This window comes from Mycobacterium paraseoulense (assembly GCF_010731655.1).
Lineage (GTDB): Bacteria > Actinomycetota > Actinomycetes > Mycobacteriales > Mycobacteriaceae > Mycobacterium > Mycobacterium paraseoulense.
On the sequence record NZ_AP022619.1, the window covers coordinates 4,239,999 to 4,260,264 of the forward strand.

The following is a 20,266-nucleotide window of genomic DNA, read 5'->3' on the forward strand; positions in this document are numbered from 1 at the left end:
CCACCTGCCGTCTTCGCGGTTACCGGTCCGCGAAGTCGATGATTCCGCGGATGTTGCGGCCCTCACGCAGGTCCACGAACGCCTCGTTGATCTGGTCCAGCCGATAGTGGCGGGTGACCAGCTCGTCGAGTTTCACTGCGCCCGCCTGATACATCGACAACAGCAACGGCACGCTCGTGCGCGGATTCATCCCGCCGTAGAGCGCTCCCTTGAGCTGTTTGGAGGACAGCACCATCTCCTGCAGGATCAGCGGAACCACAGGCTCGGTATAGGGGGTGATGCCGGTGACCACGCATGTCCCACCCTTGCGAAGCAGCCGCATGGCCAACGGGATCAGGTCCACGTGCACGACGCCGGCGGTCACGATGACGCGGTCGGCCATCACCCCGGCGGTGATGTCGGCCACCAGCGGTATCGACTCCTCAGCGGAGACGGCACTGTGTGTGGCGCCGAAGATCTTGGCCGAATCCCGCTTGGAATCAATCGGATCCACTGCAACGACATAGGTCGCACCGGCCGCGCGGGCGCCTTGCAGCGCATTCATCCCGACACCACCGGTACCGATCACGACGACCGTGTCACCGGGCTCGGTGCCCGCCGAAATCGTTGCGGAGCCCCAGCCGGTGCTGACTCCGCAGGAAACGAGTGAGGCGGCATGAAAGGGGATCGCGTCGTCGATCTTGATGACGGACCTTTCTGTCAGCACCGCGTATTCGGCGAACGTGCCGAGTTGACCGTAAGCCATCAGGTTTTCGTCGCCGAGGTGCCGTCGGCACGTTCCGTCGGTGGGCATCTCCCTCGAGAACAAGCTCGCGCCGGCGTCGCAGATGTAGCTCTGACCGTTCACGCAAAACCGGCAATTGCCGCACGCGGGAATGAACGACATCGCCACGCGATCCCCGGGTTGCACCGTCGTGACGCCGGGCCCGATCTCTTCGATGACGCCCGCGCCCTCGTGCCCACCGAGCATCGGGAACCAGTCCGGCTCAGGGATACCGGTGGATGCGCGCACCTCGGGCGTGGGCAACACGTCGCCGGTGACAAGGTGGTCGTCGGAGTGGCAGATGCCGGCGACGGCCATCCGCACCAGGACCTCACCGGCGTGGGGCGGATCGAGATCGACCTCGCGGACCTCCCAGTCCGCACCGACCCCGCGCAGCACTGCGGCACGACACTTCATTGCGACCTCCTGGGTAGCTTCACCGCGCGATCCACTCCGACGTCAACGCGAACTCCGACAGATACTTCGTCGAACTCCATCCGCCGTCGACGACGATCGTTTGGCCGTTGATAAAACTCCCTCCCGGCGAACACAGGAAGGCGACGGTGCCGGCGATGTCGTCGATGCGGCCCAACCGCTGATGCGGGGTCATCTCGGTGTTGATCTTGCGGAATTGCTCATCCTGCAAGCGCTTCTCGACCATCGGCGTGACCGTCACCCCCGGCGCGACGGCGTTGCAGCGGATTCCGGACGCGCCGTACTGGCAGGCGATGTGCGTGGTCAGCGCGGTCAGCCCGCCCTTGGCGGCGGAGTAGGCACCGCCTCGTAGCCCACCTATGACCGCGAACGTCGATGTCACATTGATGATCGCCGATCCGGGTGCCATGTGGGGCAGCGCCTCGCGCGCGAGCCGAAACGGCGCCCGCAGCATCAAAGCCAGGAAGTAGTCGAGGGTCTCGTCGTCGGTCTCGTGCAGCGGCTTGGGGCTGCCCACCCCGGCGTTGTTGATCAGGAAGTCGATGTGGCCCCATCGATCGACCGCGAGGTCCACGATGCGTCGCGGCGCGTCGTCGTCGGTCAGGTCTACCGCAAGTGTCGCAACGCGATCCGGGTCCTTGACGAGCTTTTCCAGCTCGGTCAGCCGATCGCGGTCGCGGCCCGTGCCGACGACCGCCATGCCCATCTCGGCGAGCTTGGTGGCGCATCCCAAGCCGATGCCACTGCTCGCTCCCGTGACGATTGCGACCTGCATATCACCCATCCCGTGTCTGCGCCGGTGTCAATGCCGCTCGGATCCGATGTTTGAGTACCTTGCCCGCGTCATTCTTCGGCAGCGCATCCCAGATCACGACCTGTTCTGGCGCCTTGAATTTGGCAACCCCCTTGCTCACCAGCAGCGCCAGCAGGCTCGCGACGTCCGGGCGCGCCGCACCCGCGGGGACGATCACGGCACAGGCCCGCTCTCCGGTGCGCTCGTCGGGCAGGCCGACCACCGCGATTTCGGCGATGTCCGGGTGCTCGGCAAGCAGGTCCTCGACTTCCTTGGCCGAGATGTTCTCGCCACTGCGGATGATGACGTCCTTGGCCCGGCCGGTCACGACGAGGTACTGGCCATCGACCCAGCGCCCCAGGTCGCCGGTGCGGAAAAAGCCCGCGGAATCGAAAGAGTCGGCACCGTCTTCGGGGTGACGGTAACCCAGCAGCATCTGGGGGCCGCGCACACAGATCTCTTCGTCACCGGCGGGTGCGGCGTCGTGCGCGACGAGCTTGATCTCGGCGATTCCCGGCCTGCCGTCGGTGTCCGCCGCGGCATTGGATTCGTCCGGCCGCGGTGCGCCGACGGTCGCGACCGGCACTTCGGTGCAGCCGTAGACGCGGGTGACCACCGCATGGTCGAAATACTTTCCGGCGCGGCGGATCAGCGACGGCGATGCCGACGCGCCGCCGCAGATGAACACCTTCAGGTCGGGCAGTCGGGAGTCGGCGCGCTCGGCGGCGGACAACAGCTGCTGCAGAAACGGTGTGGCCCCGGCCATGTGGGTGCACCGTTCGGAGTTCATCAACGCGACCGCCTCCGACGCCTCCCATCGGTCCATGAGCACGGCGGTGGTGCCCAACAGCAACGGGCACTCGAACGCATATATCGAGCCGCCGATGTGGGCGACCGGCGACGGGACCAAGAACGTGTCACCCGGATCGATCATCCAGTGGTCGCGGATCTGACAGATCAGGGCATGTATCGAATTATGGCTGTGTAGAACGCCTTTCGGGCGGCTCGTGGTACCAGATGTGTAGAGGACCATCCGCACGGAGTCGGGATCCAACGCTGGAAGCGGCGCCGCATCCGACGGCGGCTCCAGCAAGGCCCGGTACGGTGTATGCGAACCGGCCGGCCTGGTTTCAGGGCCGCGCAGCGCCACCACCGCCGGCGCCGGGCTCATCGCGGCCGTCACGCGTTCGAGCATCGCCGCGAAGTCGTGTCCGCCGTATTGGTGCGGAACGAAAATCATTGCGGTATTGGCGTCTTCGAGAATGAAGCGCAGATCGTGGTCGCGTAGCGACGGCAGGATGGGGTTCACCACCATTCCGGCCAGTGTCGCAGCCAGATAGATGACGGCGGCCTCGTGCCAGTTCGGCAGCATGAACGACACGACGCTGCCCGTCGGCATGCGCGCCAGCAGAGCGGCGGCCAGCGCGCTGGCCTGCGTGTACAGCGTGGCGCAATCCAGCCGGATTTCCCTGTCGACCACCAGGGTGCGCTCGGGCGATCGCTCCGCGGCCGTGCGCAGCGAATCCGCCAGCGTGGTGTGCACCCACAGCCCGCGCCGATACGCGTCTGCCGCATGTGCCGTGTTCTGCGGGGCCCGGACGGTCACCACCACCTCATCTTGGGTTGGCCTGACCGTTCACGCGACGCATGGTCATCGCGTACCGAAACCTCGACGACAGGTGGGTGTTGATCGTCACCTGGGCCACCTCGCCGTCGGACGTCGTGTACGTGCGCCGCATCTGCAGCGCGGCGGTCCCCGGCTGGGCGCCGAGGCCGTCGGCAAGCTCCGGCGAGAGCAGGACGGCGGCGATCTCCTGGTGCAACTGGGCGACGCTCACACCGAACAGATCCTCGATCAACGGAAATATCGGACCGGCGTGACGTTGCAGTAGCCTGCCGACCGCGGCGAAACTCCGGCTGATGTAGTACTCCGTTCGGCAGATCGGCACCGACGAGCCGTCGGCTTGCCGGTAGCCGCGCACCGATAGCCACTGGGTGCCGACCTCGAGCGCGGTCCGAGCGGCCAGGTCGTCGTCGATCGTCACCATGGCGTTGGATTCGATCGTCAGCTGCGCGCCGGCCGCGAACGCCAGCAGGTCGTCAATCGACATCGCGTCTTGGGCATAGGAACTCGACGCCGGCCGGGGCACTACCCGGGTGCCCGCCCGCGGCCGAGACGCGACCAGGTTGTCCTCGCGCAGCCGGCGCAGCGCTTCGCGGACGGTGTAGCGGCTCACCGCGAAGCGCTCACACAGTTGGTGCTCGGTCGGCAGCTGCGAGCCCACCGGGTAAACCCCGTCGACGATCTCCTTACGCAGGGTGCGCGCAATCTGCAGGTAGCGGTGGTCGCCCGCGACGGCCGCAGGCATCAGCCACCGTCCCGTATCGGGCGCAGGGCCAGCACGCTGCCCTCGCCGTCGGCCGAGACGTAGAGCGTCCCGTCGGCCGCGGCGGCGATGCCGGCGAACGGGCCCTGCGGTCCGGAGAACGGTGGCATCCCGCGCAGCGGTTTCGGCGTCACACCCGGCGGGGGACCGACCGGCAGCCCGGACGCGATCGTCTGGCGCGTGTTGCCGCTCAGATCGAAAGCGATGAGCTCCTTGGCGCCGGCATCCACGATGTAGAGCATGCCGCCTTGGACCAGAATGCCTTGCGGGCGTAGCAGATCCGGGACGACAATGTCGGTCCCCGACCGGTTCACCCGGATCACCCGCCCGGCTCCGGCCTCCGCGACCAGACACGCCCCGTCGGCATCGATCGCGACGCCGACCGGCTCACACAGGTCGCGCGCCAGCACCTCGACCCCGCCCGACTGCAGCGACAACACCCTTCCGGTGCCCAACTCCGCGACTACCACACCGCCGGGAACCACGGCGACACCATAAAGCTGGTCGAAACCGTCTGCCAGCACGTGGCTTTCGCTCGTCTCCGGCCGGTAGCGGCTCACCTGACCACCGGAGGTCGTGACGATGAACTCCCCGGGTCCGCTCGTCGCGACGCCGCGCAGGAATCCCGGATAGCCGGGGCTGAACAACATTCCTGCGGTGTGCAGGGACCCATCAGGCAGAGCAACGTAGAAGTACGTGCCGTCGGCGATGTAGAGGAGCCCGTCGTAGCCGACCGCCAGGTCCATCGGCCAGTTGAGTCCGCCCGCCAACACCGATCGTGCGGTGCCGTCTGGCGATATCTGGGTGATCTCGCCGGTGAAGTTGGAGACGAACAGCTGATCGCCGACGAACGTGCAATTGTCCAGCCCCGGATCCAACTGGGCGAGTACCCGCTGTTCGCCACTGCGAGGGTCGATGCGCAGTACCTGCCCGCTTGCCACTTGTGTCGAGACGATGTAGCCCCGCGCGTCGAACTTGACCGAGTCGGGCACACCGAGATCGCCCGCGACACGCTGCGGGTCTCCGCCGTCCGGGTCGATGCGCCAAATCTCGTTGGCGCCCATCACCGGGAAGTACAACAGGCCGTCCGGCCCGACTTCCATCGCGTTCGGTGAGGGCACGTTGCCCACGAGCAGCTTTGGTGGCCCGCCCGCCAGGTCGAATTCCATCAGCCGTCCACCCTCACGGCATTCACCGATGAACAACCGGCCTTGATGGAAGGTGATGCCATTGGCCGACGGAACGTCGTCGCGCAACACCTTCGTTCGACCGCTGGTGTCGAGCACGCTGACCCGGCCGTCCATCACCTCGGTGGCGTACAGGTTGCCGCTCGCGTCGAACGCGATGTCGTCGGGCGCCACGATGTCCCCGCCCCTGGGGCTGGTGGTCACCAGTTCACCGGTGCGAGGATCCAGGGCGCTGATCTGGCTGCCCGTCACCTGGGCGATGTAGATGCGACCGTCCGGGCCGGCGCGCAAACCGTTGGCGCCGAACAGGCGACTGGACGCGGTGACGCGCTCGAGGCCCCAGCCCCCGGCCACTTCGATCGCGGGCGCCCCATTCGACGGGGCGTATCGCGAGGGCTGGGTTGAGATGGCCCGCGAAGTGGACATGCTCGCCGAGGTCCTTCCGTCAGCCGGTTGGGCTGGACGCTATCAAGTCCTACTAGTCCAGACAATAGCTACGAAAGCAACGGGGAACGACCTTGACAGCGAACTCTGCCGATCGGAATAGTGTTCTCCAACAGGCAGAATGCAATATTTTGTCCGGACAAAATAGAGCAGTAGGTCTCGGACGTCGACCACGTTCGAGGCAGGGAAAGCAGGTCATGGACGATCTCCTCGCGCTCGACGGTCGCGTCGTGGTCGTTTCCGGCGCCGGCGGGGGCGGCATCGGCACGACAGTTACGGCCATGGCCGCCCGGGCCGGAGCCACGGTGATCGCGGTGAGCCGGTCGAAGGAAAACCTCGACGAGCACATCGCTCCGCTGGCCGCGCAGGGGCTGGCCGTGGTGCCGGTCGCGGCCGACGCATCGACCGACGAGGGCATTGCCGCCGTGGTCGACCACGCGCGCCGCGCCGACGGCAGCCTGTACGGGCTGGTCAACGTCGCCGGTGGTGCCGAGCCGTCGACCTGGATGCCGTCGACGCGGGTGACGCGGAACGACTGGCGCAAGATCTTCGCCGACAACCTCGAAACGGCGTTCTTCATGAGCCAGGCCGTGGCAAGTGAACTCGTCGCGCAGGGACGGCCGGGATCGATCGTGTCGATCTCCTCGATCAGCGGCATGAACACCGCGCCGTTTCATATCGCCTACGGGACGGCCAAGGCGGCGATCGCCGCCATGACCCGGACTATGGCCCTCGAGTTGGCGCCGACGGGAATCCGGGTCAATGCCGTGGCGCCTGGCGTCACCGAGACGGCTGCCTCGCGCACCTATGTGGACGAGGACCCCGAGCGGGACCGGCGGGCGATCGCGATGGGCCGGCGCGCGCGGCCCGAGGAGCAGGCCGGCGCGGTGCTTTTCCTGCTCTCGGAGTTGTCGAGCTACATCACCGGCCAGACGCTGCTCGTCGACGGCGGCCTGAGCCTCAAGTGGAGCCACCTCGGAGCCGACAACACGTCGCTGTTCTTGCATGACGAATCCTTCCGCACGGCGATCAGGAGGATGTGATGACCGATCTGGCCAAAGGCGCGAATACCGCAGCGGCCGAGGAACTGTCGAAACCGATGACGATCGGCGTCGAGGCCTACATCTCCGAGGACTACGCCCGCGCCGAGCGCGACAAGCTGTGGCGCAAGGTCTGGCAGCAGGTCGGCCGCGTCGAGGAGTTGCCCGACGTCGGCAGTTACCTGACCTACGACATTCTCGACGATTCGATCATCGTGGTGCGCACCGGCGATCACGAATTTCACGCGCACCACAACGTGTGCATGCACCGTGGCCGTCGGCTGATCGACACACCCGACGGCGCCAAGAATGCCTGCGGCCGCACCCGAAAGTCATTCGTCTGCGGATTCCATGGCTGGACTTACGGTTTGGACGGGGCGTGCACCCACATCCGCGAGCAGCAGGACTGGGAGGAAGCGCTCACACCGGACAACACCCACCTTCGACCGGTCCGAGTCGACACCTGGGGCGGCTGGTTGTGGATCAACATGGACCCCGACTGCGAACCGCTGGACGATTACCTGTTCCCCGCCGCGAAGATCCTCGACCCGTTCGGCCTGGAAAACATGCGCTACAAATGGCGCAAGTGGCTGTCCTTCGACTGCAACTGGAAGGTCGCCCTGGAGGCCTTCAACGAGACCTACCACGTCTACACCACGCACCCCGAGTTCAATAAGTTCGGCGAATTCAAGGGCTGGGCCAAGGTGCAGGGCAGGCACAGCAACATCGGGTATGACGCCCCGGACGATCTCGCGGCGACCAAGTCCAAAATCCGTCTCGGAGCCGGCGCCGACCCCCGCGTGTCAACCGCGGAGATGCAGATCTACACGATGGAAGAGACCAACACCTCCACCACAGAGACACTGGTGAACGCCGCCAAGCGGTTGGTCGACGAACTGCCCGAGGGCACACCGGCCGACAAGGTCCTCGAACACTGGCTGGCATCCGCGCGCCGCGACGACGAAGCCCGTGGCGTGATCTGGCCGACGATTCCGCCCGACGTCCTCGGGCAGGCGGGCACCGCGTGGCAGATCTTCCCGAACTTTCAGATCGGTCAAGGTCTGACGGTTGCGCTGTGCTATAGCGCCCGGCCGGACCCCGGCTACAACCCGGACAAGTGCATCTTCGAGGTCTCGGTTTTCGAGCTCTACCCGAAAGGCGAAGAGCCACAGACAGAGTGGGAGTACACACCGGCGGGTGATCCCGGGTGGCGGTCGGTCCTACCCCAGGACTTCTCCAACATGGCCGCCGTGCAGCAGGGCATGAAGTCGCTGGGCTTCCCCGGAACCAAGCCCAATCCGTACCGCGAGCGCAGCACGGTCAATCTGCATTATCAATTATCGAGGTACATGGGTGCCGGTGAGCCCCGGGAACTCTCAGGTGAGGAGCCCTCGCTGGCATGACCGGGTACCGAGATGACTGTGGACCGACGCAGACGCCCGATGACATCGACATCGAGACGCTGCGTGAGAAGTACCGGCAGGAACGCGAGAAGCGCTTACGCAAGGAAGGTTCCAAACAATACATCGAGCTCGAGGACGATTTCGCCGGCTACTACGAGGTCGATCCATATACGCCGGTGATACCTCGAGAACCGATCAATGAGGACATCGACGTCGCGGTACTCGGTGGCGGCTTCGGCGGTCTGCTGTCGGCGGCCCACCTGAAGAAGGCGGGAGTCGATGATGTGCGGATCATCGAGCTCGGCGGCGACTTCGGCGGCGTCTGGTACTGGAACCGCTATCCGGGCATTCAATGCGACAACGAATCCTACTGCTATATACCACTTCTCGAAGATCTAGATTTCATGCCGTCGAAGAAGTTCGCCGACGGTGCGGAGATCTACCAGCACTGCCGCAACATCGGCAAGCATTTCGGCCTCTACGACTCTGCGATCTTCTCCACTCAGGTGCGCGAACTGCGGTGGGACCAGGAGATCAAGCGCTGGCGGATCAGCACCAACCGCGACGACGACATCCGCGCCCGGTTCGTGGTGCTGGCGTCGGGGCCCTTCCACCGGCCGAAATTGCCCGGCATCCCGGACATCAAAGTGTATGGCGGACACAGTTTTCATTCGTCGCGGTGGGATTATGACTACACCGGGGGCGACGCCACGGGGGGATTGCACAAGCTGGCGGACAAGCGCGTCGCGGTGGTCGGCACGGGCGCCACGGGCATCCAGATCGTGCCCTTCCTCGCGCGCGACGCCGAACATCTCTACGTGTTCCAGCGCACCCCCTCGACCGTCGACGCGCGCAACAACAAACCGACCGATCCGGAATGGGTCAAGACGCTGCAGCCGGGGTGGCAGCGGGAGCGCCAGCGCAACTTCCACTCGTGGACGTTCGAGGGCATGGCGCTGGGCCAGCCGGATCTGGTGTGCGACTTCTGGACCGAGCTCGGGCGCAACACCGCGGCCCGGGTGCTCGCCCTGGACGACCCGGCCTCGCTGAGCCCCGAGCAGTTCATGGCGATCCGCGAGGAAGAGGACTACAAGATCATGGAGCGGCTCCGGCGCCGCATCGACAGCCTGATCAACGATGAGGCGACCGCCGAAGCGCTCAAACCCTATTACCGCTTCCTGTGCAAGCGGCCCTGCTCCAACGACGATTATCTGGCGAGTTTCAACCGTCCGAATGTGACGCTGGTCGACGTGTCGTCGAGCAAGGGAGTCGAGCGAGCCACCGAAAAGGGTTTGGTGGCAAACGGTGTCGAGTACGAGGTCGACTGCATCATCTATGCCAGTGGTTTCGAGATCACCACCGAGATCAGCCGCCGCTACTCGATAGAGACGATCGAAGGCCGCGACGGACTGTCTCTGTTCGACCACTGGCACGACGGATACCGGACGCTGCACGGGATGACCAGCCGCGGCTTCCCGAACCAGTTCTATACCGGTTTCACCCAGGTCGGCATTTCTGCGAACATCGCCGCCAACTATGAGCTGCAAGGCGAGCACATCGCCTACATCATCGCCGAAGCGTTGAAACGGCGAGCGTCCACGGTGGAGCCGAGCGAAGCGGCGCAGCGACAGTGGTGTTCGACGATCCGGGAAACCGCGGTCGACAATTCGGCGTTCGACGCCCAGTGCACGCCGGGCTACTACAACAACGAAGGCGGCGGCGGGGGAGAAGGAATCCGGTCGCACCTGGGCGAGCCGTACGGCCCCGGCTTCTACGCCTTCGAAGAGTTGTTGCAGGTGTGGCGCGACAAGGGCGACCTGGAAGGGCTGGTGCTCGGCACTTGAGCGAAGCCCACTCAGCGCTACTGCGATTCGACGACCGCGTTGCCGTGGTGACGGGAGCCGGCCGCGGATTGGGCCGTGCGTACGCGCAACTGCTCGCCGCGCGCGGGGCGAAGGTGGTCGTCAACGACGCCGGCGGCCGGCTCGACGGCGAAGGGGTCGATGCCGGTCCCGCCGAGCAGGTGGTCCGTGAGATCAGGGCCGCCGGCGGCGAGGCCGTCGCGTGCAGCGCGTCGGTGGCGACCCGCGAAGGCGGCGAGGCGATCATCCGGACCGCGCTCGAGCACTACGGCGGCATCGACATCTTGATTCACAACGCCGGAAACGTCCGTCGCGGCTCGCTGAAGGAGATGAGCTACGAGGACTTCGACGCCGTGCTCGACGTGCATTTGCGTGGCGCGTTCCACGTGCTGCGGCCGGCGTTCCCGCTGATGTGCGAGGCGGGATACGGGCGCATCGTGCTGACGTCGTCGATCGGCGGCCTGTACGGAAACCAGGGTGTGGCCAACTACGCGGCCGCCAAGGCGGGCGTGATCGGGTTGTCCAATGTCGCGGCGCTCGAAGGCGCCGCCGAGGGTGTGCGGTGCAATGTGATCGTGCCGGCCGCGGTGACGCGGATGGCCGCCGGCATCGACACTTCGGCGTACCCGCCGATGGGTCCGGAACTCGTCGCACCCGTCGTGGGCTGGCTCGCCCACGAATCCTGTTCGGTGACCGGTGAAGTGTTCATCGCGCTGGCGGGTCGCGTCGCGCGGGCGGTCATCGCGGAGAGTCCCGGCGTTTTCCGGTCGTCGTGGACGGTCGAGGATGTCGGCAACCATTTGGATGCGATCCGATACCTCGAGGCGCCACTGATCCTTCCGGCCGTCCCGGACGGACATGACCAGCACATCCGCTACAGCTTCGAGCTGGCTCAGAGGTCTCACGAACTACATGGCTCAAACGATCAAGGAGCGCTCCATGGCTAGCCCGACGGGCCCGATGGCCGGTGTGCGCGTGATCGATCTGACCGCGATGGTGATGGGACCGTACTGCACGCAGATCATGGCCGACATGGGCGCCGACGTGATCAAAGTCGAACCCCCGCAAGGGGATAACACCCGCTACATTTCGGTTGGTCCCGCCCCCGGCATGAGCGGGGTATTCGTCAACGTCAACCGGGGCAAGCGCAGCATCGTGCTGGACCTGCAGACCGGCGCCGGAACGCGTGCGTTGCACGCTCTCGTTGAGACCGCCGACGTGTTCATCCACTCGATGCGCGCCAAGGCAATCGCCAAGCTCGGCTTCGGCTACGACGACGTCGCCGCACGGAATCCCGCGATCATCTACACCAATTGCTACGGATACGGGCGACGCGGGCCCGATCGCGACCGCCCCGCCTATGACGACACGATTCAAGCCGAGTGCGGGCTCCCGGCAGTGCAGCAGCAGTTGACCGGCGAGGCCGATTACGTCGGCACCATCATGGCCGACAAGATCGCCGGGCTGACGGCGCTGTACGCGACGACAATGGCGTTGTTTCACCGCGAGCGCACGGGCGAAGGACAAGAAGTCGAGGTCGCCATGTTCGAAACCATGGCCTCGTTCATGCTCGTCGAGCATGCCAACGGCGCCCTGTTCGACCCCCCGCTGGGGCCCGCGGTGTATCCGCGCACCGTGGCGCCCAACCGGCGCCCTTACCGCACCAGCGACGGTTACATCTCCGCGTTGATCTATAACGACAAGCACTGGGACGCCTTCATGAAGGCCGTGCGGCCACCGTGGGCCAGCGACCTGTACTCGACGTTGGAACAGCGCGCCCGCGAAATCGACACCGTGTACGGGCTGGTGGCCGAGACGATGAAGGAGCGCACCACCGCCGAGTGGTTGGCGTTGTTGCGTGAACTGGAGATACCGGCCGCGCCATTGAACACCCCCGGCGCACTATTCGACGATCCGCATCTCAACGCCGTCGGCATGTTCGAGACGGTGGACACCCCGCACGGACCGGTGCGCTTCCCGGGCGTACCCACCTGGTTCTCGCAGACGCCGGGTCGCATCGCGGGGCCCGCGCCAGAGCTCGGCGCCGACACCGCCGAAATCCTCGATGAGCTGGGCCTGGCCGTCGACATGGATCCGGTGTCCGGTTCGGGATAACGCTTATTCAACGAAACGTCTTGCGACTGAAGGAGTTCCCGACCATGGCCGTCCCCGTCTACAAACGCATCCTCGACCTCTTCGAGGTCGAGGGTGTGAATACCCTGTTCGGTATCCCGGACCCGAACTTCGTGCACATGTTCACCGAGGCGGACGCTCGCGGGTGGTCGGTGGTTTCGCCCCATCACGAACTGAGCGCGGGATTCATGGCCGAGGCGGCATCGCGGATGACGGGTAAGCCCGGGCTGTGCATCGGCACGCTCGGGCCCGGCATGGCCAACATGGCCGGGGCGATCCAGTGTGCGCTCGTGGAGAACTCGCCGGTGATCTTCCTCGGCGGCCAGCGCGCCCGCATCACCGAGCGCCGGGTCCGGCGCGGACGTATCCAGTTCGTCCAGCAGGAACCCCTTGTCGCGCCATCGGTGAAGTACAGCGCTTCCATCGAGTACGCCGATCAGACCGATGAGATCATCCATGAGGCGATCCGCCGGGCCATGTCCGGCACGCCCGGCCCGGCCTACATCGAGTACCCGTCGCACGTCATCCTCTCCGAGCTCGACGTGCCGGATCCGCTGCCGCCCAACCGGTACCGGCTCGTCAACCAGACCGCGGGTGAGCGCGAGGTGGGCGAAGCGGTGAAGCTGATCCGGACCGCCCAGAGCCCGATCATGTTGGTCGGACACGGGGTTCACACGTCGCGCACCGGTGCGGCGGTCAGGCAGTTGGCCGACCTCATGGCCTGCCCGGTGATCCAGACCTCCGGCGGCACGTCGTTCATCGAGGGTCTCGAGGACCGCACCTTCGCCTACGGCTTCTCGCCGGCCGCGGTCGATGCGGTGGCGAAGTCCGATCTGTGCGTCGCTCTTGGCACGGAGCTCGGCGAGCCCAGCCACTACGGCAAGACCCGGCACTGGGCGCAGAACGACGCCAAACGCAAATGGGTGCTGGTCGAGCAGGATCCGGTGGCCGTCGGCGTCAACCGTCCCATTGACGTCCCCCTGGTCGGAGACCTTCGCGGCGTGGTGCCGCAACTGGTGGACGCACTCCGCGACAATCCGAGAAAGGCCTCGGTCGACCTGGACCGCTGGATCTCGGAGGATGCCGCGGAACTGGCGCAGCTCGCCGAGAACGCGCCGACGGGCCGGACCCCGGTACACCCGGCGCGGTTCGTCGTCGAGGCCACTCTGGCTTTTCCGAAGGACGGCATCATGGTCCGTGACGGCGGGGCGACCGTCATCTTCGGTTGGACCTATTCGCAGGCCAAGCCCCACGACGTCATCTGGAACCAGAACTTCGGCCATCTCGGCACCGGCCTGCCGTACGCGGTCGGAGCATCGGTGGCCGAGGGCGGTAAGCGCCCAGTGATGCTGCTGACCAGCGATTCGGCCTTCCTCTTCCACATCGCCGAGTTGGAAACGGCTGCGCGACAGAAGCTACCGCTGGTGTGTGTGGTGGGTGTCGACCACCAGTGGGGCCTCGAGGTGGGCGTCTACAAACGCACCTTCGCCCAGCCGTCGCCGCAGCCCGGCGTGCACTGGAGCAAGGACGTCCGCCTCGACAAGGTCGCCGAGGGCTTCGGCTGCCACGGCGAGTACGTCGAGAAGGAGGAGGAGATCGGCCCGGCGATCCAGCGGGCCTACGCGAGCGGCAAGACCGCCGTCGTCCACGTCTGCATCGATCCGAAGGCCAACTCCGAGGAGATGCCAAAGTACGACGAATTCCGTACCTGGTACGCCGAGGGCACCCAATAGGAAAGGGACCATACTCATGCGGGAATACCTCAAGTTCTACATCGACGGGCGCTGGGTAGACCCGGTGCGGCCCAACACCTTCGACGTCGAGAATCCGGCGACCGAACAGGTATCGGGAAAGATCTCGCTCGGATCGGCGGCCGACGTCGATGCGGCGGTCAAGGCCGCCCGGCGAGCCTTCGCCAGTTGGTCGCAAAGCACCCGCGAACAGCGCCTGGATCTACTGGAGGCGATCCTCGCCGAATACGGCAGGCGTGCGGACGATCTCGCTGACGCGGTCACCGAAGAGATGGGCGCGCCGCCCTCGCTGGCCGCGGGCCCGCAGGTCCAACTAGGGCTCGGTCACCTGGTGACTGCGATAGACGTGCTGAAGAACTTCCCGTTCTCCGAACAGCACGGGGCGACCCTGATCTCCAAGGAGCCGATCGGCGTCTGCGGGCTGATCACGCCGTGGAACTGGCCGCTGAACCAGATCGCTGTCAAGGTATACCCCGCGCTGGCCACGGGCTGCACGATGATCCTGAAACCGTCTGAGGTCGCACCGTATTCGGCCTACATCTTCACCGAGATTCTGGACGCCGCGGGCGTGCCGGCCGGTGTCTACAACCTGGTCAACGGTGACGGGCCCGGCGTCGGCGTCGCGTTGGCGAGCCATCCCGACGTCGACATGGTCTCCTTCACCGGATCCACGCGCGCCGGGGTCGAGGTCGCCAAGAACGCCGCCCCGACGGTGAAGCGGGTGACCCAAGAGCTCGGCGGCAAGAGCCCCAACATCGTGCTCGACGACGCGGGCTTTGCCGACAGCGTTCGCGCCGGCGTGCTCAACATGATGCCCAATTCCGGGCAGAGTTGTAACGCGCCGTCGCGCATGCTGGTCCCGAATACGCGGATGGCCGAAGCCATCGACATCGCGCGTGGGGTGGCCGAACAGGTCAAGGTGGGCAGCCCGGGCGACAAGACCGCGCTCGGACCGGTGGCGTCGAGAGCGCAATTCGAGAAGGTGCAGCGCCTGATCCAGCAGGGCGTCGACGAGGGTGCGACCGTCGTCGCCGGCGGCCCCGGCCGCCCGGCCGGGCTGAACACGGGGTACTACGTCAAGCCGACCGTCTTCGCCCACGTCACCAATGACATGACGATCGCGCGCGAGGAGATCTTCGGTCCGGTGCTGTGCATCCTCGACTATGACGACATCGACCAGGCCGTGCAGATCGCCAACGACACCGATTACGGTCTGGCCGGCTATGTGTCGGGCGCCGACCTCGACAAGGCCCGGGAGGTGGCCCGCAAGATCCGCGCGGGTTGGGTGACGATCAACCATGCGTTCGACATGAACGCGGCGTTCGGCGGCTACAAGCACAGTGGCAACGGTCGAGAGTGGAGCGAGTTCGGGTTCCACGAATACTTGGAGGTCAAGAGCACCCTGGGCTACGCGCCCTAAAAGGCCGCGCCTTGAAGCGCTTGCCCTCGCGTGTCTTCTGCTGAATCCGGCTGCGTCGCAATTAGGCTTGCTCCGATCACGAGGAGGGGCAGCGACGTATCGGCATCAACCATGGCGCCGGGCGACATGATGGTCAGGGCGCGCTAACCGCGAACGCCGAGCCGGGCGGGGCTCATCCCGCGCCGGCTCGTCGTGCACGGCGGCCACGTTGGGTCGCCCCCGTGCGCCGGGCCGGACGCATCGCGATCTGGGATAAACCCGAGCGGCGCAGCGGGATTCCGGCACTCGACGGGTTGCGCGCCATCGCGGTCTCGCTGGTGCTGGTCGGCCACGGCGGCATCCCCGGGGTGGGTGGCGGATTCGTCGGCGTCGACGTTTTCTTCGTACTCAGCGGATTCTTGATCACTTCGCTGCTGCTGGACGAGCTGGGACGCACCGGCCGCATCGAGCTGACCGGCTTCTGGATTCGCCGCGCGCGCCGGCTGTTGCCGGCGCTGGTGTTGATGGTGCTCACGGTGGCCGCGGCCCGCCAACTCCTTCCGGACCGGTCCCTCACCGGCCTGCGCGACGATGCGATCGCGGCGTTCGTGTGGATGGCGAACTGGCGCTTCGTGGCCCAGAAGACCGACTACTTCACCCAGGGCGCCCCGCCCTCGCCGCTGCAGCACACCTGGTCACTCGGGGTGGAGGAGCAGTACTACTTCCTATGGCCGGTGCTGCTGATCACGGTGACGCTGCTGCTGGCCGCGCGCGCACGGCGCCGCCTCACCCGGGCCACCGTCGGCGGCGTGCGGTTCGCGACCTTCGTCATCGCCACGGTGGGGGCCCTGGCTTCGGCCGCGATCGCCATGGTGATGGTGTCCGACAGCACCCGCGACCGCGTCTATTTTGGCACCGATACGCGCGCGCAGGCGTTGCTGACCGGCGCCGCGGCGGCCGCCCTGCTGGTTCGCGACTGGCCATCACTGAACCGCGGCTGGTGCCTGATCCGAACCCGCTGGGCCCGGCGCGTCGCCCGCGTGCTGCCGCTCGCCGGCCTGGCGGGCCTCGCGGCCGCCACCCACTACGCGACCGGCAGCAGCGGAGAATTCCGCCACGGTCTGCTGCTGGGCGTCGCGATCGCGTCCGTCGTCGTGGTGGCCCCGGTGGCCCTGGAGCAGCGCGGCGCGGTCGCCCGGGTGCTGGCTGCCCCACCCCTGGTGTGGCTCGGCACCATCTCCTACGGCGTCTATCTCTGGCACTGGCCGATCTTCTTGGCGCTCAACGGCGAACGCACCGGCTGGACCGGGCTGCCCCTGTTCGCCGCGCGGTGCGGCGCGACGGTGGTGCTGGCCGCGGCATCCTGGTGGCTGATCGAGCAGCCGATCCGCCGTTGGCGGCCGGCGCGGGTTCCCCTGCTGCCGTTGGCCGCGGCGACGGTGGCGAGTGCGGCCGCGGTGACGCTGCTGGTGGTTCCGGTGGGGACCGGGCCCGGCCTGCGGGAGGCCGGTCTGCCGCCGGGGGTCTCGGCGGTGGCCGCGGTGTCCCCGTCCCCGCCGGGCGGCGGCCGGCCGGGCGGTCACCACGATCCCAACCGCCCGTTCACCGTGTCGGTGTTCGGCGATTCGATCGGGTGGACCTGGATGCATTACCTGCCGCCGACGCCGGGGTTCGCCTTCCTCGACCACACCGTCATCGGCTGCAGCCTGGTGCGCGGCACGCCGTACCGGTACATCGGTCAAACCCTCGAGCAGCGGCCGGAGTGCGACGGCTGGCCGATCCGATGGTCCACGCAGGTCGCCCAGGACCAACCCGACGTCGCGTTGTTGGTAATCGGCCGCTGGGAGACCGTCGACCGTGTCAACGAGGGTCAATGGACCCACATCGGTGATCCCACCTTCGACGCGTACCTCAACGGCGAGCTGGAGCGCGCGCTGACCATCGTCGGCTCCACCGGCGTTCGAGTGGTGGTCGCCACCGTGCCGTACAGCCGGGGCGGCGAAAAGCCGGACGGCCGGCTGTATCCGGAGGACCAGCCCGACCGGGTCAACCTGTGGAACACCATGCTGCGCAAGACCGTCAGCCACCATCCGAACGTGCAAATCCTGGACCTGAACAAGAAGCTCTGTCCGGACGGCGTTTACACCGCCAAGGTCGACGGCATCAAGGTGCGCAGCGACGGCGTCCACCTCACCCCCGAAGGGGTGAAATGGTTGACGCCGTGGCTCGAAGAATCGCTGCGCTGAGCCCTAATCGCCGGTGCGGCAGCTGATTTCCATGCTGTCGGTCTCCCGAACCTGGAAGTTGAAGCTCACGTAGCCGTTGGCCGGATCACGCACCCGGTCGAGATATGGCTGCGTGTCCGCGGCGCTGGTGTTGTCGGCCACCACCAACGCGCCCGGGGACAGCCGCGGCTCGAGCAGCTCGATCACCGGCAGATACAGGTCCTTCCAACCGTCCAGCAAGACGAAGTCGACCGGTCCGTCGAGGCCGGCCAGCGTGGCCAGCGCGTCGCCTTCGAGGATGGTGATCACGTCGTCCAGCCCGGTCTGGGTGAACGTCCGGCGCGCGGCGGCGATCTTGGTGTCGTTGAGCTCGGTCGTCACCACCCGGCCGGAGCCGTTGTCGCGCAACGCCGATGCCAGGTGGACCGCGGAGATGCCGAACGACATCCCGAACTCGACGACCGTGGCGGGGCGGGTCGCGCGCACCAGGGCGTAGAGCAACCGGCCGGCCTCGGGCGTGACCGGGATGTAGAACTCGCTCATCGCGTCGGCGCGCTCCTGCGCGGTCATCGGCCGGTCGAAATCGCCGTGCCGCTGGCGCAACAGCGACATCTGGTTCTTCGCTTCGGTGTACATGCGGTCGAGCACTGTCGCGACCTTCGGGTCTTGCAGGGTGTTGGCCATGCCGTCGAGGTTAGGCCTCGGCGATGGGCGCCCTGCTGCGCACAGGTGGGAGGGGCCACGAGCTGCGGTAACGGCATCAATGAGTTTGACGGGCCCGGGGTCGCGGTGTAGAAAGGGTTTCGCAAGCACCTCGGTAGGTGAGGCGTCTGCATGGACACAGGCCACTGACCCCGAACGTCGAGAGACGCCCCGGGTCAGGACAGCTCTTCCCGGACCCAAGGGTTGAGCCCAAGTGGCTTCCGTTCCGGATACGCCGTGCAGTGCCGAAGCTCCGACGAGAGGGGTGCGGTCGGCGCCACGCTGCCGGCATTTCGCTTCCCTCCCGTTCAGGTGATATGTGATGGCACCCGCGTGTGTCGCGGCCGTGAGGAGGTGAGGGCGAGATGAGTCCGGGCGACAGTCCCCATCCGAAATCCGTCTTGTCCCGGTCCGGCTTCGGCATTCCTTGTGCCGCCTGAGCTTTCGCGGGCACTCCGGTCATTCGCGGGCGTCAACCTGTGCGCGGCCCCCGCTGCCCGAGTGCCCTGAGCTGAGCCGATCGGGCCTCCCTGAAGGAGAACTACCATGGCTTTTCTTGTCACACACCGTGTTACCGGTCGGACCGGCGGGCGGGGACGTTCATGGCTGCGGTCGGCGCGGCTTTGGGCCACCAAGGTGCACGCGCGGACGGCCCTCACTCCCCAGGAGCGGGCCAACCTGTACGTGTCGCGCATGCCGATCGCGGTCGTCACGGCCTCGCTGGGTGGGCACCCTTCGACCGGCCACCACCGGTGAGGGTTCCCCCTCAATGATCGGGGGCCCGGCTCACTGTGAATCGTTTGGTAGCAGAACGATTTTCCCGTGGGTGTGGCGCTTCTCAAGTTCCTTGTAGGCGTCGGCCACCCGGTCCAGCGGATAGGTGGCGGCCACCTCGAAATCGATGGCGCCGCTGACGACGAGGTCGGCCATCTCGGCCAGCACCTCCGGCGTCGACGCCTCGGCGCTGCCCTCCGCCTTGGCGCCGACTTCGCCGGCCTTCTGAAACGAGATTATGGTGTTGATTCGGTCAGGAGCCACCCCGAGGTCGACGGCGAGCTGCACGTAGTCGGGGCCGAACAGATCGATGAACGCGTCAATCCCGGTCGGCGCCGCCTCGCGAAGCCGGTCGGCCAGGCCATCCCCATAGGGAATCGGGGTGACGCCGTGGGCGCGCAGCCAATCGGCGTTGCCCGGTCCGGCGATGCCGAGCACCCGCGCCTTCCGCAGCACCAGAAGCTGCACGACGAGGCTGCCCACCCCGCCCGCGGCCGCCGAGACGGCGACCGTGTCTCCCGGCTGCGGTGCCACCGCGCGAACGGCCGCGTACGCGGTCACGCCGACGACGTAGAGGGAACCCGCTACCTCCCAACGGAGTTCGGGGGATTTGTGGATAAGCTGGCCGACCGGCACCGCGGCATGGGTGGCGTGGCTGGATCGGCGGAGGCTGAACCCCAAAACCTCGTCGCCCACCGAGAATTCGGTCACTTGGGCGCCCACGGCCGTCACGACGCCGGCGAGGTCGCTGCCCTCACCGGACGGAAAGCTGGCGGGGAACATCTCGTGCAGCGCCCCGCTCCGGATGGCGGCCTCGCCCGGGTTGATACCGGCGGCGCGGATTTCGATGACCACCTCGCCGGGATCGGGGGCGGGCATATCGATGTCGGCCACGTACAACACCTCGCGGCCCCCGTACCGGTCGAACCGTACGGCGCGCGCCGTCCCAGCCGCCATGTCGATCTCCT

16 protein-coding genes and 1 riboswitch are annotated in these 20,266 nt (G+C 66.7%); of the genes, 9 read left to right on the plus strand and 7 right to left on the minus strand.

Features of this window, described 5'->3' with window-relative positions:
• Positions 1–19: 19 nt before the first annotated feature.
• From G6N51_RS19730 to G6N51_RS19750, 5 genes are read right to left on the minus strand one after another with little or no spacing between them, the layout of a single operon-like run.
• Complete coding sequence (locus G6N51_RS19730; protein WP_264054114.1) at positions 20–1,180, minus strand: NDMA-dependent alcohol dehydrogenase; 1,161 nt, start codon at positions 1,178–1,180, stop codon at positions 20–22.
• A gap of 19 nt (positions 1,181–1,199) precedes the next feature.
• Positions 1,200–1,982 carry an SDR family NAD(P)-dependent oxidoreductase gene (locus G6N51_RS19735; RefSeq protein WP_083174104.1) on the minus strand — a complete coding sequence of 261 codons (783 nt, stop codon included), beginning with the start codon at positions 1,980–1,982 and terminating at the stop codon, positions 1,200–1,202.
• The gene (locus G6N51_RS19740) at positions 1,975–3,597 is read right to left on the minus strand and encodes an AMP-binding protein (RefSeq protein ID WP_083174118.1); all 1,623 of its coding nucleotides are present in this window, start codon (positions 3,595–3,597) and stop codon (positions 1,975–1,977) included. The genes G6N51_RS19735 and G6N51_RS19740 overlap by 8 nt, the downstream gene beginning before the upstream one ends.
• Positions 3,598–3,604: 7 nt before the next feature.
• Positions 3,605–4,360 (minus strand): GntR family transcriptional regulator, encoded by a 756-nt coding sequence (locus G6N51_RS19745; protein WP_083174103.1) that lies wholly within the window; start codon positions 4,358–4,360, stop codon positions 3,605–3,607.
• Positions 4,360–5,991 carry an SMP-30/gluconolactonase/LRE family protein gene (locus tag G6N51_RS19750; RefSeq protein WP_083174102.1) on the minus strand — a complete coding sequence of 544 codons (1,632 nt, stop codon included), beginning with the start codon at positions 5,989–5,991 and terminating at the stop codon, positions 4,360–4,362. Before G6N51_RS19750 ends, G6N51_RS19745 begins: the two co-directional genes overlap by 1 nt.
• 215 nt (positions 5,992–6,206) lie before the next feature.
• On the opposite strand from G6N51_RS19750, the gene G6N51_RS19755 reads away from it, so the two are divergent.
• From G6N51_RS19755 to G6N51_RS19790, 8 genes are all read left to right on the plus strand, one after another.
• Positions 6,207–7,052 carry an SDR family NAD(P)-dependent oxidoreductase gene (locus G6N51_RS19755; RefSeq protein WP_083174101.1) on the plus strand — a complete coding sequence of 282 codons (846 nt, stop codon included), beginning with the start codon at positions 6,207–6,209 and terminating at the stop codon, positions 7,050–7,052.
• Positions 7,052–8,452: an aromatic ring-hydroxylating oxygenase subunit alpha gene (locus G6N51_RS19760; RefSeq protein ID WP_083174100.1), complete on the plus strand. Its 1,401-nt coding sequence runs from the start codon at positions 7,052–7,054 to the stop codon at positions 8,450–8,452. The genes G6N51_RS19755 and G6N51_RS19760 overlap by 1 nt, the downstream gene beginning before the upstream one ends.
• The gene (locus G6N51_RS19765) at positions 8,449–10,296 is read left to right on the plus strand and encodes a flavin-containing monooxygenase (RefSeq protein WP_083174099.1); all 1,848 of its coding nucleotides are present in this window, start codon (positions 8,449–8,451) and stop codon (positions 10,294–10,296) included. The genes G6N51_RS19760 and G6N51_RS19765 overlap by 4 nt, the downstream gene beginning before the upstream one ends.
• Positions 10,293–11,261, plus strand: coding sequence for an SDR family NAD(P)-dependent oxidoreductase (locus tag G6N51_RS19770; protein ID WP_083174098.1), 969 nt, complete (start codon positions 10,293–10,295; stop codon positions 11,259–11,261). Before G6N51_RS19765 ends, G6N51_RS19770 begins: the two co-directional genes overlap by 4 nt.
• A gap of 13 nt (positions 11,262–11,274) precedes the next feature.
• On the plus strand, positions 11,275–12,429 hold the full coding sequence (locus G6N51_RS19775; protein WP_083174097.1) for a CaiB/BaiF CoA transferase family protein: 1,155 nt from the start codon (positions 11,275–11,277) through the stop codon (positions 12,427–12,429).
• Between the two features lie 44 nt (positions 12,430–12,473).
• Entirely contained in the window at positions 12,474–14,180 is a 1,707-nt protein-coding gene (locus tag G6N51_RS19780; RefSeq protein ID WP_083174096.1) for a thiamine pyrophosphate-binding protein, read from the plus strand.
• Positions 14,181–14,196: 16 nt separating this feature from the next.
• Positions 14,197–15,618 carry an aldehyde dehydrogenase family protein gene (locus G6N51_RS19785; RefSeq protein WP_083174095.1) on the plus strand — a complete coding sequence of 474 codons (1,422 nt, stop codon included), beginning with the start codon at positions 14,197–14,199 and terminating at the stop codon, positions 15,616–15,618.
• Positions 15,619–15,839: 221 nt separating this feature from the next.
• A complete protein-coding gene (locus tag G6N51_RS19790; RefSeq protein WP_083174094.1) occupies positions 15,840–17,843 on the plus strand; it encodes an acyltransferase family protein in 2,004 nt (667 codons plus the stop codon).
• Positions 17,844–17,846: 3 nt separating this feature from the next.
• Here G6N51_RS19790 and G6N51_RS19795 read toward each other — a convergent pair whose 3' ends face one another.
• The gene (locus G6N51_RS19795) at positions 17,847–18,506 is read right to left on the minus strand and encodes an O-methyltransferase (protein ID WP_083174093.1); all 660 of its coding nucleotides are present in this window, start codon (positions 18,504–18,506) and stop codon (positions 17,847–17,849) included.
• A gap of 122 nt (positions 18,507–18,628) precedes the next feature.
• Positions 18,629–18,796: riboswitch (M-box (ykoK) riboswitch) on the plus strand.
• A 274-nt stretch (positions 18,797–19,070) separates the two neighbouring features.
• Between G6N51_RS19795 and G6N51_RS19800 the strand changes: the two genes are divergently transcribed.
• Positions 19,071–19,280, plus strand: coding sequence for a hypothetical protein (locus tag G6N51_RS19800; RefSeq protein WP_083174092.1), 210 nt, complete (start codon positions 19,071–19,073; stop codon positions 19,278–19,280).
• A gap of 30 nt (positions 19,281–19,310) precedes the next feature.
• Here G6N51_RS19800 and G6N51_RS19805 read toward each other — a convergent pair whose 3' ends face one another.
• A complete protein-coding gene (locus G6N51_RS19805; RefSeq protein ID WP_083174091.1) occupies positions 19,311–20,255 on the minus strand; it encodes an NADP-dependent oxidoreductase in 945 nt (314 codons plus the stop codon).
• Positions 20,256–20,266: the final 11 nt, after the last annotated feature.